The following is a 15,216-nucleotide window of genomic DNA, read 5'->3' on the forward strand; positions in this document are numbered from 1 at the left end:
GTTACACTCCGGCAAACGCGCACCACCGCCGAGGGACACGGCCACGGTGATACCTCCTGGGATCGCTACCCAAACATCTCAAGGATGACGTTTCCGCACGGTCTCGTCACTCGCGGAACGGGTGACGAGGGGATGACATTTCCGGTGTTCACCCGGCTGCCAGCGGGCGGCCGTTGGCACCGGGCGAACTGAACCGGTTCCGCCGGTACCTCAACCACAACACCAGCGCCGCCGCGACCACGATGCCCGCCAGGTTGACCGCGAGCTGCGCACTGGACTCCAGCGCCTTTCCCCAATCGCCCAGCACGGCGGCGACCGCCGCGTAGCCCGCGGCGGGCACGGTGGTGACCGAGATGAACACGCCGACCAGCGCCGCGGACTTGGCCGACGTCAGGGCGAGCATCCCGGCCGCACCGGCCAGCAGCGCGACGATCAACGAGAACGGTCCCACCTGGTAGACGAAATCCACCTGGTGCTGGGTGCCATTGAACACTTCACGGTCGAACAATCCACCCGTTTCGCCCAACGCCGCGGCGCCCGCGGTGACCAGCATGGCGAGCGGGAAGCCCACGGCGATGGCGAACGCGGCCCGGCGGACGAGGTCCCAGCGGCGCAGCACCAGGCCGACCGCGATCGCGGCGAGCGGCCCGAACTCCGGGCCCACCACCATCGCGCCGACGATCGTCACCGGGGAGTCGGTGACCACGCCGACCGCGGCGAGCAGACAGGCCAGCGCCATGAACGACTGGAACGTGGTGGTGAGCCGGGACTCCTCGCCCGTGCGCGCGATCAGCTCCTCCCACACCACCGCGTCCGCGCCGTCACCGGGCGCGTCGGCCTCGGCCCGGTCGGCCGCGTCGGAGAGCGAGGTGTCGATGGTCTCCAACGTGATCGCACCGTCGTGGTCGAGCTGCATCGCGCACAGCTGCGCCAGCACGTCGTCGGCGGCCTCCCGCGCGACATCGGCCTCGACGACATCGCCCGCCGGGTCGAGACCCGCGCCGGGCAACAGGACCAGGTGCGTGGCGCCTGCCGTCGCGCGGAGCACACCGAGTACCGCCTCGGTGCGCTCCGGCGGGCAGACGATTCGCAGGTGCAGCACGGGATCAGCTCGCTGCGTTGTCCCTGGCGGGCCGTTCCTTCGGCTCGGTCGGCTTGGGCTTGAAGTCGACCCCGGCCTCCTTGCGCTGCTGCGCCGTGATCGGCGCGGGCGCGGAGGTCAGCGGGTCGAAACCGCCACCGGACTTGGGGAAGGCGATGACATCGCGCAGCGAGTCGGCCTTGGCCAGCAGCATGCAGATGCGGTCCCAGCCGTAGGCGATGCCGCCGTGCGGGGGCGCGCCGTACTTGAAGGCGTCGAGCAGGAAGCCGAACTTCTCCTGCGACTCCTCCTCGGTCAGGCCCATCACCTCGAACACGCGCTTCTGCACGTCGGCGCGGTGGATACGGATGGACCCGCCACCGATCTCGTTGCCGTTGCAGACCATGTCGTAGGCGTAGGCCTTGGCCGCGCCCGGGTCCTGCTCGAACGTGTCGACGCTGTCCGGGGTCGGCGAGGTGAACGCGTGGTGCAGCGCGGTCCACTTGCCCGACCCCACCGCGACGTCGTCACCGATCTGGTCGGTGGACTCGAACAGCGGGAAGTCCACCACCCAGGCGAAGGCCCACGCGTCCTCGTCGATCAGCCCGCAGCGGTGGGCGATCTCCACCCGCGCCGCGCCGAGCAGCGCGCGGGCGTCGTTGGGCTGGCCGGCCGCGAAGAAGACGCAGTCGCCCGCGTTGGCGCCCGCGGCCTTGGCCAGGCCCTCGCGCTCGGACTCGCTGAGGTTCTTGGCGATCGGGCCGCCCAGCGTGCCGTCCTCGGTGACCAGCACGTAGGCCAGGCCCTTGGCGCCGCGCTGCTTGGCCCACTCCTGCCAGGCGTCCAGCTTCTTGCGCGGCTGGCTCGCCCCGCCCGGCATGACCACGCAGCCGACGTAGGGCGCCTGGAAGACGCGGAACGGGGTGTCGGCGAAGTACTCGGTCAGCTCGGTCAGCTCGACCTCGAAGCGCAGGTCCGGCTTGTCGCTGCCGTAGCGGGACATGGCGTCGGCGTAGCTGATCCGCGGGATCGGCAGCGCGATCTCGTGGTCGGCCAGCTCCTTCCACAGCGCGGAGATCACCTGCTCGCCCAGCGCGATCACGTCGTCCTGGTCGACGAAGCTCATCTCGATGTCGAGCTGGGTGAACTCCGGCTGCCGGTCGGCGCGGAAGTCCTCGTCCCGGTAGCAGCGGGCGATCTGGTAGTACCGCTCCATGCCGCCGACCATCAGCAGCTGCTTGAACAGCTGCGGCGACTGCGGCAGCGCGTACCAGGAACCCGGCTGCAACCGCGCGGGCACCAGGAAGTCGCGGGCGCCCTCGGGGGTGGAGCGGGTCAGCGTCGGCGTCTCGATCTCGACGAAGTCGTTGGCGTGCAACACGTTCCGGGCGATGCGGTTGACCTCGCTGCGCATCCGCAGCGCGCGGGCCGGGCCGGAGCGGCGCAGGTCCAGGTAGCGGTGCCGCAGCCGGATCTCCTCGCCCGCCTCCACGTGCTCGTCCAGCGGGAAGGGCAGCGGCGCGGACTCGTTGAGCACCTCCAGGTCGGAGGTGGTGATCTCGACGGCGCCGGTCGGGATGTCCGGGTTCTCGTTGCCCTCGGGACGGACCTCGACGGTGCCGACGACCCGCAGGCAGAACTCGGCGCGCAGCCGGTGCGCGCGGGTGGCCATCTCGCCCTCGCGGAAGACCACCTGGACCACCCCGGAGGCGTCCCGGAGATCGATGAAGATCACTCCGCCGTGATCGCGACGCCGCGCCACCCAGCCGGTGAGGGTGACGGTCTGGCCTGCATGCTCGGCGCGGAGACTTCCGGCCTCGTGCGTGCGCATCACGGGGGTGCTTCTCCTTGGTCAGGGGTGTAGAGCCCGTCAAGGCTAGCTTGACGTGTCGGCGCACCTCGTCCGGGTCACTACCGCAGCGGGCCGCTGAACCTCGGGCCCGCGAGCCTGCGCTCCAGGCGGCTCAGCCCGGTGCGCACCGGCTGGGCCAGGTACTCGCCGAGCACCACGCCCGCCGCCAGGGCCAGGCCGATGCCCAGCGCGAGGAACAGCGCCCGCATCCCGCCCGCCACGTCCTGTTCCACCGTCAGCTTGAACAGCGCCTGGTAGGCGGTGAGGCCGGGCAGCAGCGGGGTGATCCCGGAGACCGCGATGGCCAGCGGGGAGACCTTCAGCCGCCGCGAGACCACGCCGCCGACGAAACCGATCAGCGCCGCCGCCCCGGCCGAGGCGATGATCATGTCGACGCCGAGCAGCACCAGCGCGCCGTAGCTGGCCATGCCCGCCGCCCCGGCCAGCCCGGCCAGCAGGAGGGTGCGCAGCGTGGCGTAGCTGGCCAGGGCGAAGCAGGCCGAGGTCGCCGCGCCCGCCGTGATCATCGCGGGCAGGTGCGCCAGCAACGGCGGGATCGGCTCGCCCACGGTCAGCGGGGAGCCGACGGCCACGCCGAGCTTGAGCACCAGCACCACGCCGATGACCAGCCCGATCGTCATCAGCGTGATCTCCATGGCCCGCCCGGCCGCGGTCACGTTGAAGCCGGTGATCGCGTCCTGCACGGCGCCGACGAGGGAGAGCCCGGACAGCAGCACCACGATGCCCGCGGCGATCACCAGCGAGGGCCGCAGCGAGCCCCCACTGCCCTGCAGGGCGTTCACCCCGAGCGCGATCCCCGTGGCCAGCGCGCCGCCGATCACCTGCTGGAAGAAGAACGGCAACGCGATGCGGTTGACCATGCGGCCGATCCGGTCGATCAGCGCGGTGGCCAGGGCCGCGATCACCGCGAGCAGCATCCCGCCGCCGAGCAGCACCGCCACCGCGGCGGCCATCCCGGACCAGGCGAGCGTGGCCACCCACCGCGGGTACGGGTGCGGCGCCGAGCTGATCTCGTCGAGCACCAGCCTGGCCTGCTCCGTGGTGAGCCCGCCGCGTCCGATCCGGCGCACGAGTCGTTCCACCTCGGCCAGCCGCGTGTAGTCCATGCTGCGCGAGCGGACCACGCGGGTCGCGGTGACCGGCGCCGCGGTGTAGCCGCGGTGGCAGCAGATGGTGATCGACGTGAAGATCACGTCGACCTCGCAGCTGGGCATGCCGAGCGCGTTGGTGACCGCGAGCATGGTCGAGGTGACGTCGGCGGCGCCCGCACCGCTGGCCATCTGGAGCTCACCGATGCGCAGGGCGAGGTCGAGCACCTGGTGCACCGAGGCGTCGTCGGGGACTTCGGGGCCGTACAGCATGGTGGGCATGATCGCCGCTCGCCCGGCCGCCCGCTGGTTGGCCTCGCCTCCCTCCCCGCGCCGCATCCGGAACGCCCGAAACGCCAGCCCCACCGCTACCCCCACCGCGTAGTCACGTCACCTGGGGCATCGACGGACCAACCCGGCGCGTTGCACGAGTGGATCATTGCGCTCGTCACACCGCCCGGAGCCCGGGGCCGCCGGGTACAGCTGGGGGCATGACCGCCTCAGCGCAGGAGAGCTTCCTGAAGGCCTTTCACGCCGAGCACCCGATGGCCACGTCCGAGGCGTTCGGCGGTGGCCGAACCCCGGATGGCCTTTCCAGCTACGAGGTTCTCGCCGCGCGGGTGGCGGGCGGCGAACGGGTGCTGGACCTGGGCTGCGGGGACGGTGCCCTGTTGGACCTCCTCGCCTCGCCGGGCAGGCAGCTCACCGGGATCGACCTCTCCCCCGACTCGCTGGCCGTGGCGCGCCGTCGTCCGGCGCTGGCGGGGGCGAGCCTGGTGGAGGGGCGTGCTCAGGAGCTTCCCTTCCCTGACAACGGTGTCGACGCATGTACCTCCCACATGGCGTTGATGTTGATGGACGAGGTCGACGCGGTGGCGGAGGAGATCGCCAGGGTGCTCGTCCCCGGCGGGACCCTCGCCTGCGCGCTGGGCGGTGGGTCCGCGGGTGGTGAGGCGTTCGAGGTGTTCCTCGCCCTGCTCCGGCCGGTGATCGCCTCGGCTCCGCCGGAGCAGCGCATCCCGCCGCTGGGGGATCGCCGCACCCGGGACCGCGCCGGGCTGGACGAGATCCTGGGCCCGGCCGGGTTCGCACCGGTCGCCTGGGAAACGGTGGTGCTCGACCTGAGCGCTCCCGTGCACGAGCTGTGGCCGGTCGTCTCCTGCCTCTACGACGTGCTGCCGCTGCCCTCGGCCACCGTCGAGACCCTCCGCTCGGAGTTCACCACCGAGGCCGCCGCCCTCGCCCGCCCGGACGGCACGATCCCCTGCGGGTTCAGGCTTCACATCGCGACCACCTCACTCCTGCCTTCCTGAAGACCACACCTCTTGGAGAGCGCGGTAATCGATCACGACGACGCCCTCGTGCCGAAGGACGTCACCGGCCTCCCGTGAGGTCAGGAACTCGTAGTCGGTGCGACGCACCCGCCAGCCGGGGTCGACCGCCCGCGACCTCTCGGCACCGGTGCTGGGGTGCACCGCCCACTCGGTGAGCCCCGCGGGCAGTTCGCGCAACAACCGGGCGTACCGGGCCTCCTTTCCTTGAAGCTCAAGGGAAAAGCTGTCCAGGAAGTCGTTGTCCGTGACCGGCAGGCCCCGGTGTCGCGCCTTCCGTCGTCCCGGTTCGAGCCAGACCCGCAAGGCGAGGCCGTGCTCGACGGCCAGCGCCGCGGTGAGGTCGAAGACGTCTTCTCGGCCACCGTCGGCCAGGCAGTGGAAATCCAGGTGCGTCGGTGCGAGGCCCGCCGCGGCCACGGCGTTGATCTGGTGCCTGAACTCCACCTCGACCTCGTCGATACGAGCGCGGGCCAGCAGCGCGGCCCGCCCGGCGGGCTCCGAGGTGAACAACTCGCCCGTCTCGTCGAGCAGGGAGGGCACGGCCCGCCGCGGGGCGAGCGGCCCCCACTGCTCGTGCACCGAATCGCGCACGAGCGAGAGGTGGACCCCGAAAGGGATCTCCGGCCGCTCGCGCAGCAGGGCCATCGCCCCGGGCGCCCCGGGGCAGGGCGTCATCAGGCTGCACGAACTGGCGATCCCGCGTTCGATCGACTCGATCACCGCGGTGTTGACCTCCTCGTGCAACCCGAAGTCGTCGCAGTTGACGATGAGCAGCCGGGCATCCGCGGGATAGCCCAGCAGTTCACTCGACCGCACCACGTCCCGCCCCTCCTCTCCATCAGTAGGTCTTCGGCAGACCCAAGGAATGCTGCGCGACGAAGTTGAGGATCATCTCCCGGCTGATCGGAGCGATCCTGGCGACGCGCGCCGCCGCCCAGAGCGTGCCGACGCCGTACTCCGTCGCCATTCCGTTGCCACCGAGGGTCTGCACCGCGGTGTCCACGGCGTTGATCACCGCTTCGCCCGCCGCGTACTTCGCGATGTTGGCCGCCTCCGCCGCGCCCGAGTCGTCGCAGTCGTAGGCCCACGCCGCGCGCTGCACCGCCAGCCGCGCCAGCTCCAGTTCCACGTGGGCCTTGGCCAACGGGTGCGCGATCGCCTGGTGCGTGCCGATCGGATCACCCCACACGTTCCGGGTGCGCGCGTACTCGTTGGCCTTGCCCAGGGCGTGCCTGCCCATGCCCGTCGCGTAGGCGGCCACGGTGATCCGCTCCGGGTTGAGCCCGGCGAACAACGCGGTCAGCCCCGCGTCCTCGCCGCCGACCAGCGCCTCGGCCGGGAGCCGCACGTCGTCGAAGAACACCGTGTACTGCCGTTCCGGCGCGGTGATCTCCATCGGGATCTCGTGCCGCTCGTAGCCGGGGGCGTCGGTCGGCACGATGAACATCGCCGGCCGGAGCTTGCCCGTCCGCGCGTCCTCCAGGCGCGCCACCACCAGCGTCGCGTCGGTCTCGTCCACGCCGGAGATGTAGTACTTCCGCCCACTGAGCCGCCAGCCGTCGCCGTCCGGCCGCGCGGTCGTGCTGATGTGGTGCGCGTTGGAACCCGCGTCCGGTTCGGTGATCGCGAAGGACATCTTCGTGGAACCGTCGGCGAACCCGGGCAGCCAGGTCTTGCGCTGTTCCTCCGTCCCGGACTTGGCGATCACCGTCGCGGCGATCGCCGGGGAGACCACGATCAGCAGCAGCGGACAGCCGCCCGCCGCCAGCTCCTCGCAGACGATGGCGAGTTCGGTGATGCCCCCGCCCCCGCCGCCGTACTGCTCGGGAACAGCCACGCCGAGGTAGCCGAGCTGCCCGGCCTCGCGCCACAGCTCGTCGGTCCGCTCACCGCGCTTGGACTTGTCGACCCAGTACCCGTGGCCGTACTTCGCGGCCAGCGCGGCGACCGCGGCGCGTAACGCCCGTTGTTCGTCGGTCTCCCGGAAATCCACTACCCCTCCTCAACGTCCAGGACGCCCACCACGGCGAGCACGGCGCCCGCGTCCACCTGATCGCCCACCTTGACCTCGATCGCCTCGACGATCCCCGCGTTGGGGGATCGAACGGAGTGCCGCATCTTCATGGCTTCCAGCACGACCAGCTCCGCGCCCGCCTCGACGCGCCCGCCCGCCTTCGCCACCAGTTCCACCACTGTTCCGGGCATCGGCGCGAGCAGCGACCCCTCAGCGATCGACTCGGCTGGGTCGGTGAAGCGCGGCATCCGTTGCAGCGCAACCGATCCCAGCGAGGAATCGACGAAAACACGGTCGCCGTACGCCGCGACGTGGAAAGTCCGTCGCACCCCGGCGATATCGAAAGTAGCCCGATTTTCCCGGCTGTCAAACAGGACCACGTCCTCGTCGCAGAGGAGCCGCCCCCGCTCCAGCCGGTAGGCGACCTCGTGCTCGCCACTCGATCCGGCGAATCTCTTGCGCTGCAACTGCGACGGGAGATTGCGCCATCCGGGGGGAATCGCCGGATGGGTGCGGCGATCCGCGCTGCTCTCGGCCACGGCGGCGGCCAAAGCGGACAGTCGCTCTGTGCGATTTTCACCCAGGCGTTCCACCACCCGATGGGTCTCGAGGAAAGAAGTGTCGGTTTCGCCTGATACAAACGCCTTATGCCGCAACACATCGACGAGAAGATCGCGATTGGTCGCCGGACCGTGCAGCCTCGCCCCGGCCAACGCCGAGGCAAGCCGCCTGGCCGCGGCGATCCGCGTCGGCGCCCACGCGATCACCTTCGCCAGCATCGGGTCGTAGTGCGTCCCGATGACCGAACCGCTCTCCACTCCGGAGTCCAGCCGCAGCCCGTGCTCGGACGAGCCCACCGCGAACTCGGTGTCCACAGTGGACATTTCAAAGCGGTGCAGCGGTCCGCTCTGCGGGCGCCAGCCCGCCGCGGGGTCCTCCGCGTAGAGCCGCACCTCGATCGCGTGTCCGCGCGGGACGGGCGGTTCGGCGGCCAGCCTGCCGCCCTCGGCGATCTCCAGCTGCGCCCGGACGAGGTCAACGCCGGTGACGCACTCGGTCACCGGATGCTCGACCTGAAGCCGCGTGTTGGTCTCCAGGAAGAAGAAATCTCCCTTGGGGGACACCATGAACTCCACGGTCCCGGCGCCCACGTAGTTGATCGCCCTCGCCGCGGCCACCGCCGCCGAGCACAGCGCGGCGCGCAGATCAGTGCTGACGGCGGGGGACGGCGACTCCTCGACGACCTTCTGGTAGCGGCGCTGGATCGAGCACTCCCGCTCGCCGAGCGCCCACACCGTCCCGTGCCGATCGGCCAGCACCTGGACCTCGATGTGCCTGCCGCGCTCCAGGTACGGCTCGCAGAACACGGTGTCGTCCCCGAACGCGCTGCCCGCCTCGGCACGAGCGGACCGCACGGCCTCGTCGAGCTCGGCGAGCGCCCGCACGATCCGCATGCCGCGACCGCCACCCCCGGCGGAGGCCTTCACCAGCACGGGCAGGTCGGCCTCGGTGACCTCCGCCGGGACCAGCTCCGGCAGCACGGGTACCCCGGCTTCGGCCATCAACCGCTTGGCGGCGACCTTGGACCCCATGGCCTCGATCGCCTCCGGCGCGGGACCGACCCAGGTCAACCCCGCGTCCAGGACCGCGCGCGCGAACTCCGCGTTCTCCGACAGGAACCCGTACCCCGGGTGCACCGCGTCGGCTCCCGCGTCGCGCGCCGCGCGGATCAGCAGCTCTCCGCGGAGATAGGTGTCGGTGGGGGCGGCTCCGGGCAGGCGTACGGCCACGTCCGCCTCCCGCACGTGCGGCGCGTCGGCGTCGGGATCGGAGAACACCGCGACGGTCCGGATGCCGAGCACCCGGCAGGTCGCGATCACCCGGCGCGCGATCTCGCCCCGGTTGGCGATCAGCAGGCAGGAAATCACTGTCGCTCCTCACATCCGGAACACGCCGAACCGCTCGGCACCTGCCACGTCCGCGCTGTGGATCGCGGAGAGGCAGATGCCGAGAACGGTCCTGGTGTCCCTGGGATCGATCACGCCGTCGTCGTAGAGGCGGCCGGACAGGAAGGGGGCGAGGGACTGCTCCTCGATCTGCTGCTCGACCATCGCCCGCAGCCCGGTGTCGGCCTGCTCGTCGTAGGGCTGTCCCTTGGCGGCCGCGGCCTGCCGCGCCACGATCGAGAGCACCCCTGCCAGCTGGGCGGGCCCCATCACCGCGGACTTTGCGTTGGGCCAGGTGAACAGGAACCGGGGGTCGTAGGCCCTGCCGCACATGCCGTAGTTGCCCGCGCCGTAGGACGCGCCCATCACCACGGTCAGGTGCGGGACCGTGCTGTTGGACACCGCGTTGATCATCATCGCGCCGTGCTTGATGATCCCGGCCTGCTCGTAGTCCTTGCCGACCATGTAGCCGGTGGTGTTCTGCAGGAACAGCAACGGGGTGTCCGAGGCGTTGGCGAGCTGGATGAACTGCGTCGCCTTCTGCGCCTCGGCGCTGAACAGCACCCCCCTGGCGTTGGCCAGGATGCCGAGGGGATAGCCGTGCAGCGAGGCCCATCCGGTGATCAGGCTCGTGCCGTAGGACGGCTTGAACTCGTCGAAGTCCGACCCGTCGACCAGGCGGGCGATCACCTCGCGCGGGTCGAACGGCTCGCGCAGGTCCGTCGGCACGATGCCCAGCAGGTCCTCGGGATCGTGCGCGGGCTCGACGACCGGCGCCACCGGGCCCGGCCCGTGCTTGCGCCAGTTCAGCCGGGCCACGATGCGGCGGCCGACGCGCAGCGCGTCCGGCTCGTCCTCGGCGAGGAAGTCGGCGAGGCCGGAGGTCCTGGCGTGCATCTCGGCCCCGCCGAGCGACTCGTCGTCGGACTCCTCGCCGGTGGCCATCTTCACCAGCGGCGGCCCGCCGAGGAAGACCTTGGCCCGTTCCCTGACCATCACCACGTAGTCGCTCATGCCGGGCACGTAGGCGCCGCCCGCGGTGGAGTTGCCGAAGACCAGAGTCACCGTGGGCACCCGGGCCGCCGACGCCCTGGTGAGATCGCGGAAGAGCCTGCCGCCGGGGATGAAGATCTCGCTCTGGCTCGGCAGGTCGGCGCCGCCGGACTCCACGAGGTTGACCACCGGCAGCCGGTTCGCCATGGCGATGTCGGTGGCGCGGAAGGTCTTGCGCAGGGTCCACGGGTTGCTGGCCCCGCCGCGCACCGTCGGGTCGTTGGCGACGATCAGGCACTCGACACCGGAGATCACGCCTATGCCGGTGACCACGCTCGCGCCCACCGTGTAGTCGGTGCCCCAGCCCGCGAGCGGGGACAGCTCCAGGAAGGCGGAGTCCTCGTCGATCAGCAGCTCGATGCGTTCCCTGGGCAGCAGCTTCCCGCGCTTGTGGTGCCGGTCGACGTACTTCTGCCCGCCACCCGCCAGCGCCTTGGCGTGTTCCGCGGCCAGCTCGTCGAGCTTGGTGAGCATGGCTTCCCGGCGCGCCAGGTGCCCGGGATCATGTGTGTCCACTGTGGACTTCAGAACGGTCACGCCGTGTACCCCATCCGCCGGGCGGCCAGGTCCGCGAGCACCTCGCTCGCCCCGCCGCCGATGCCCAGGATCCGGGAGTCCCGGTAATGCCTCTCCACCTCGGCCTCCCGCATGTACCCGAAACCGCCGTGCAGCTGCACGGCCGCGTCCACCACGAAGTCGCACGCGCGCACGGCGGCGTTCTTCGCCATGCACACCCGCGCGACGGCCTCCCCGCCCTCCGCGACGGCCAGCACCACAGCGCGCACGTAGGTCCTGGCCAGCTCGATCTGCTGGGTCATCTCCACCAGGCGGTGCCGCACCAGCTGGCGGCTCACCAGCGGCCTGCCGAACGTCGAGCGGTCGCGGACCCACGCCAGGGTCAGCTCCAGACACCGTTCCGCGGTCGCGTACGCCTGCACGGCGAGGCTGAGCCGCTCCACCTGGAACTGGCGCATGAGGTGCGCGAACCCGCTGTCCTGCGCGCCGACGAGGTTCCGCACCGGCACACGAGCGTCCACAAAGGACAGCTCAGCAGTGTCCGAACAGTGCCAGCCCATCTTCTCCAGCCTGCGGCTGACGGTGAACCCCGGCGTTCCCCGTTCCACCACCAGCAGGCTCACCCCGCCGTAGCCGGGCTCGCCCGTCCGGACTGCGGTGGTGACGAAGTCCGCCCGGGCACCGGAGGTGATGTAGGTCTTCGCCCCGTTCACCACGAAGTGGTCACCGTCGCGCACCGCGCGCGTGCGCAGGGCCGCGACGTCGGACCCACCGTCCGGCTCGGTCACGGCCAGCGCTCCGATCAACTCTCCGGCCAGGGTCGGTCGCACGAACCGGTCGACCAGGTCGTCCCCGCCCGCGTCGGCGATGTGCGGCAACGCGATGCCGTGCGTGAAGAGCGCGGCGACCAGTCCCGAGGAGCCACCCGCGCGGATCAGCTCCTCGGTGACCACGGAGACATCGACAAGGTCGCCGCCGTCACCGCCGACCTCCTCGTCGAAGCCGATGCCGAGCAGGCCCGCTCCGGCGGCCTCGCGGTGCAGGGAACGCGGCACCTCGCCTGCCCGTTCCCAGTCCGGCAGATGTGGCCGGACCTCGCGCTCCACGAACGCGCGCACGGAGCCCCGAAGTGCTTGCCGTTCCGGGGTTTCGAAGCTCATCGCTCCCCCTTCAGCAGCGAGGCGGGCAGGTCGACCACGCGGGCGCGGAGCCACTCCCCCAACGCCTTGGCCTGGGGATCGAACCGGGTCGAGGAGGCGACGCCCTCACCGAGCAACCCGTGCACGACGAAGTTCACCGCGCGCAGGTTGGCGAACTGGTGGCGCTCCACCTCCAGGTCGGCCACCTCCGGCAGCAGGTGGCGCAGCCGGTCCACGGTCAGTTCGTGCACCAGCCACCGGAAACCCGCGTCGGACCGGGCCCACACGCCGAGGTTGGCGTCGCCGCCCTTGTCGCCCGAGCGCGCGCCGAACGCCGTGCCCAAGGGGGCCGCGGTCGTCGGTTCCGGTGGTGACGGCGGGATCTCGTCCTCCCAGGCGAGAACCCAGTCCGGCTGGTCGTGGCCGACCTCGACGATCTCGACGCGGGCGCCGCCCGGCAGCACGGCGACGTGCGAGACGTCCTTCCTGGACACGTAACCGGCGCGGTACACGCCGAACGGCGTGCCGTCAGCGGGTGGAGCGGTGACGTGGAACCCGGGATAGGACGCGAGCGCGAGTTCGACGGCGGCGCGGGAGAAAGCCTTGGCCCGCTTCGGGTCCGTGGTCTTGATGGTGGCGTGCAGCAGGGCGCTCGCCGTCTCCTCGGTGTCGGCGTCCGCGTGGTCGGTGCGGGCCAGTGTCCAGGTCAGGCCGTCCGCCCCGATCGCCGATTCGAGCTGACCCCGGACGAGTTCGGCCTTGGCCTCGATGTCGAGTCCACAGAGGACGAATGTGGTGGCGTTGCGCCAACCCCCGACCGTGTTCAGGCAGACCTTCAGGGTGGAAGGAGGTGGGAAACCGCGGACTCCGGAGATCCGGACCCGGTCCCGGCCCTGCTGGGTGAGTTCCACGGTGTCGAAGCGAGCGGTCACATCCGGTCCGGGATAGCCCGCCCCACCGATCTCGTAGAGCAGCTGCGCCGTAACGGTGTCCACGGTCACCGCGCCCCCGGTGCCCGGGTGTTTGGTGATCACCGAGCTGCCGTCGGCGTGCAGCTCCGCGATGGGGAACCCGGGGCGGTCGCGGTCGGCGATCTCGGTGAAGAACGCGTAGTTGCCGCCCGTGGCCTGCGCCCCGCACTCCAGGACGTGACCCGCGGCGGTCGCCCCGGCGAGCTGGTCCAGGTCTCGCGCGTCCCACCCGAAGTGCGCGATGGCGGGTCCGACCACCAGGGACGCGTCGGTGACCCGCCCGGTCACCACCACGTCGGCACCGGCTCGCAGGCACTCGGCGATACCCCATGCGCCGAGATAGGCGTTGGCGGTCAACGGTTCCGCCTGGCCCGGCTCGCACAGGCCCAGTTCGGTGGCCCGCCCACGCAGGTCGTCGCCCTCGACGTGGGCCACCGACACCGCGAGGCCGAGCCGGTCCACGAGCTCGCGCAGGGCGGCGGCGAGCCCGGCCGGGTTGAGGCCGCCCGCGTTGGCGACGATCCGCACGCCCTTGTCCTTGGCCAGCCCGAGGTTGGCCTCCATCTGACGGAGGAATGTCTTGGCGTAGCCCAGTTTCGGGTCCTTCACCAGGTCCCGGCCGAGGATGAGCATGGTCAGCTCGGCCAGGTAGTCGCCGGTCAACACGTGCAGGGGGCCGCCGTCGAGCATCTCGCGCACCGCGTCGAACCGGTCCCCGTAGAAGCCCGAGGCATTGCCGATGAGGAGAGGAGAGCCGGAGTTCATGGGACCGGTGCTCATGAGAACTGCCCTGCCGCCCGGCCGCCCCCGGGTGGTCCGGCGAAGACCTGGGCGATGCCCAGCCACGTCCGCGCCACCTCGCCGGTCGCGGTCACATCGAGGTCATCGAGGTGGCGCCGCTGGGTGACGAGCAGGCAGAAGTCCAGCGCCGAGCCGGTGACCCGCTGCTCCGCGTCCTCCGGGCCCCACGACCAGACCGCGCCCTCCGGTCCGGTCAGCTCCACCCGGACCGGGTCCTCAGGTGCGGCCGTTCCGTTGACCTGGAAGGCGAATCCCCTCGTGCGCACGCCAAGGTAGGCGATGTGCCGAAGCCGGGCGGTGGGGCCGCGGGAGACACCGAGCGCGTCCACGACGTCCTGACCGTGCGCCCAGGTCTCCATGATCCGGGCCGTGGCCATCGACCGCGGTTTCATGGGCGGGCCGAACCAGGGCAGCTTGGCGTCCGGATCGGCGAGCGCGAGCGCCGCGGTCAGTTCGCTGCGCCCCCGGCGCCACCGGCGCAGCAGCTCGGCTGGGTCCTCGGCCGCGCCTTCGGCGGCCCCGGCCTCCACGAAACCGGTCGGGTCGGCCAGCGCGTCGCCCAGCTCGGCGGTGAACGCCTCCGGGTCGCGGATGGACAGCACGGACAGCCGGTCCGTCCACGCGAGGTGGGAGACCTGGTGCGCGACAGTCCACCCCTCGGCGGGCGTGGGCGTGCGCCAGCCCCGGTCGTCGAGCGCCGCGACCAGGGCGTCGAGCTCGTCGCCCTCGGCACGCAGGTCGGCCGACAGCGCGATCAGGTCCGTCATCGGTTCCCCTCGTCTTCGGAGTCTTCAGAGACTGCAGAGTCTTCGGAGCGCTGCTGATCGGCGCGCTTGTGCGCGGTGGCGTGGGCGAGCTCCCGGTCGAGGGTCCGCGCCCAGTGCCGGACGATCCGGCCGCGGCGGCGGGTGTCGTCGGCGAGCTGCGCGGCCAGCGCGAGCCCGCGGGCCAGGTCGAGCGTGGTCTGCACGGCCACCCGCACCGCGGCGTCGGAGTCGTCGACGCCGAGCAGCTCCACCGCGAGCCGGTGGGTCTCCCGGCCGAGGCGGGCCTGGAGCGGGAGCACGACCTTGTGCAGCTCGGCGTCGGTGCGCGCGGCCACCCACAGCTCCAGGGCGGCGGTGAACAGCGGGCTGGCGAAGAAATCGGCGATCAGCCCGACCACGGCGACCGTGCGCCCCTCGGTGCCGCTGATCTCGGCCGCCCGGTCGCGGAGCACCTGCACGCTCTCGGCGCCCACGTGCTCGACGGCGGCGGTGACCAGCTCGGCCCGGGTCGGGAAGTGGTGCAGCTGGGCACCTCGCGACACCCCGGCGCGCTCGGCCACGAGGGTCGTCGTCGTGCCCGCCCAGCCCCGCTCCACCAGGCACTCCACCGTGGCGGCCATGAGTTTTCGCCTG

Annotated in this window: 12 protein-coding genes; 1 reads left to right on the plus strand and 11 read right to left on the minus strand. The window is 71.4% G+C overall.

All coding sequences use genetic code 11. The annotated features are described in order from the left end of the window. Positions 1 to 148 precede the first annotated feature (148 nt). The 3 genes from NLX83_RS18755 to NLX83_RS18765 all read right to left on the minus strand — a co-directional run bounded on the left by NLX83_RS18755 (position 149) and on the right by NLX83_RS18765 (position 4,324). Entirely contained in the window at positions 149 to 1,102 is a 954-nt protein-coding gene (locus NLX83_RS18755; protein WP_254236380.1) for a DUF389 domain-containing protein, read from the minus strand. Between the two features lie 4 nt (positions 1,103 to 1,106). Then, entirely contained in the window at positions 1,107 to 2,915 is a 1,809-nt protein-coding gene (gene aspS, locus NLX83_RS18760) for an aspartate--tRNA ligase (RefSeq protein WP_254236381.1), read from the minus strand. A 77-nt stretch (positions 2,916 to 2,992) separates the two neighbouring features. Further along, positions 2,993 to 4,324 carry a threonine/serine ThrE exporter family protein gene (locus tag NLX83_RS18765; protein WP_254236923.1) on the minus strand — a complete coding sequence of 444 codons (1,332 nt, stop codon included), beginning with the start codon at positions 4,322 to 4,324 and terminating at the stop codon, positions 2,993 to 2,995. Positions 4,325 to 4,533: 209 nt separating this feature from the next. On the opposite strand from NLX83_RS18765, the gene NLX83_RS18770 reads away from it, so the two are divergent. Further along, positions 4,534 to 5,355 (plus strand): class I SAM-dependent methyltransferase, encoded by an 822-nt coding sequence (locus NLX83_RS18770; protein WP_254236382.1) that lies wholly within the window; start codon positions 4,534 to 4,536, stop codon positions 5,353 to 5,355. Here NLX83_RS18770 and NLX83_RS18775 read toward each other — a convergent pair. Genes NLX83_RS18775 through NLX83_RS18810 form a run of 8 tightly spaced genes read right to left on the minus strand, consistent with a single transcriptional unit; the run spans position 5,338 to position 15,203 of the window. Continuing rightward, on the minus strand, positions 5,338 to 6,195 hold the full coding sequence (locus tag NLX83_RS18775) for a ChbG/HpnK family deacetylase (protein ID WP_254236383.1): 858 nt from the start codon (positions 6,193 to 6,195) through the stop codon (positions 5,338 to 5,340). The genes NLX83_RS18770 and NLX83_RS18775 overlap by 18 nt on opposite strands. A gap of 19 nt (positions 6,196 to 6,214) precedes the next feature. After that, a complete protein-coding gene (locus NLX83_RS18780) occupies positions 6,215 to 7,369 on the minus strand; it encodes an acyl-CoA dehydrogenase family protein (protein WP_254236384.1) in 1,155 nt (384 codons plus the stop codon). Then, positions 7,369 to 9,318 carry an acetyl/propionyl/methylcrotonyl-CoA carboxylase subunit alpha gene (locus tag NLX83_RS18785; protein WP_254236385.1) on the minus strand — a complete coding sequence of 650 codons (1,950 nt, stop codon included), beginning with the start codon at positions 9,316 to 9,318 and terminating at the stop codon, positions 7,369 to 7,371. The genes NLX83_RS18780 and NLX83_RS18785 overlap by 1 nt, the downstream gene beginning before the upstream one ends. Positions 9,319 to 9,327: 9 nt before the next feature. Continuing rightward, the gene (locus NLX83_RS18790) at positions 9,328 to 10,926 is read right to left on the minus strand and encodes an acyl-CoA carboxylase subunit beta (protein WP_254236386.1); all 1,599 of its coding nucleotides are present in this window, start codon (positions 10,924 to 10,926) and stop codon (positions 9,328 to 9,330) included. Then, on the minus strand, positions 10,923 to 12,065 hold the full coding sequence (locus NLX83_RS18795; protein ID WP_254236387.1) for an acyl-CoA dehydrogenase family protein: 1,143 nt from the start codon (positions 12,063 to 12,065) through the stop codon (positions 10,923 to 10,925). The genes NLX83_RS18790 and NLX83_RS18795 overlap by 4 nt, the downstream gene beginning before the upstream one ends. Beyond that, positions 12,062 to 13,795, minus strand: a complete 1,734-nt coding sequence (locus NLX83_RS18800; RefSeq protein ID WP_254236388.1) for an acyclic terpene utilization AtuA family protein — start codon at positions 13,793 to 13,795, stop codon at positions 12,062 to 12,064. Before NLX83_RS18800 ends, NLX83_RS18795 begins: the two co-directional genes overlap by 4 nt. After that, entirely contained in the window at positions 13,792 to 14,583 is a 792-nt protein-coding gene (locus NLX83_RS18805; RefSeq protein ID WP_254236389.1) for a TIGR03084 family metal-binding protein, read from the minus strand. The genes NLX83_RS18800 and NLX83_RS18805 overlap by 4 nt, the downstream gene beginning before the upstream one ends. Beyond that, positions 14,580 to 15,203: a TetR/AcrR family transcriptional regulator gene (locus NLX83_RS18810; RefSeq protein ID WP_254236924.1), complete on the minus strand. Its 624-nt coding sequence runs from the start codon at positions 15,201 to 15,203 to the stop codon at positions 14,580 to 14,582. Before NLX83_RS18810 ends, NLX83_RS18805 begins: the two co-directional genes overlap by 4 nt. Positions 15,204 to 15,216 lie beyond the last annotated feature (13 nt).

It is taken from the genome of Allokutzneria sp. A3M-2-11 16 (assembly GCF_024213555.1).
Lineage (GTDB): Bacteria > Actinomycetota > Actinomycetes > Mycobacteriales > Pseudonocardiaceae > Allokutzneria.

Excerpts from the sequence above, each read along its gene's own strand:
- NLX83_RS18765 (WP_254236923.1), bottom strand. The coding sequence starts at position 4,324 with ATGCCCACCATGCTGTACGGCCCCGAAGTCCCCGACGACGCCTCGGTG.
- NLX83_RS18770 (WP_254236382.1), top strand. The coding sequence starts at position 4,534 with ATGACCGCCTCAGCGCAGGAGAGCTTCCTGAAGGCCTTTCACGCCGAG.
- NLX83_RS18795 (WP_254236387.1), bottom strand. The coding sequence starts at position 12,065 with ATGAGCTTCGAAACCCCGGAACGGCAAGCACTTCGGGGCTCCGTGCGC.
- NLX83_RS18800 (WP_254236388.1), bottom strand. The coding sequence starts at position 13,795 with ATGAGCACCGGTCCCATGAACTCCGGCTCTCCTCTCCTCATCGGCAAT.
- NLX83_RS18805 (WP_254236389.1), bottom strand. The coding sequence starts at position 14,583 with ATGACGGACCTGATCGCGCTGTCGGCCGACCTGCGTGCCGAGGGCGAC.
- NLX83_RS18810 (WP_254236924.1), bottom strand. The coding sequence starts at position 15,203 with ATGGCCGCCACGGTGGAGTGCCTGGTGGAGCGGGGCTGGGCGGGCACG.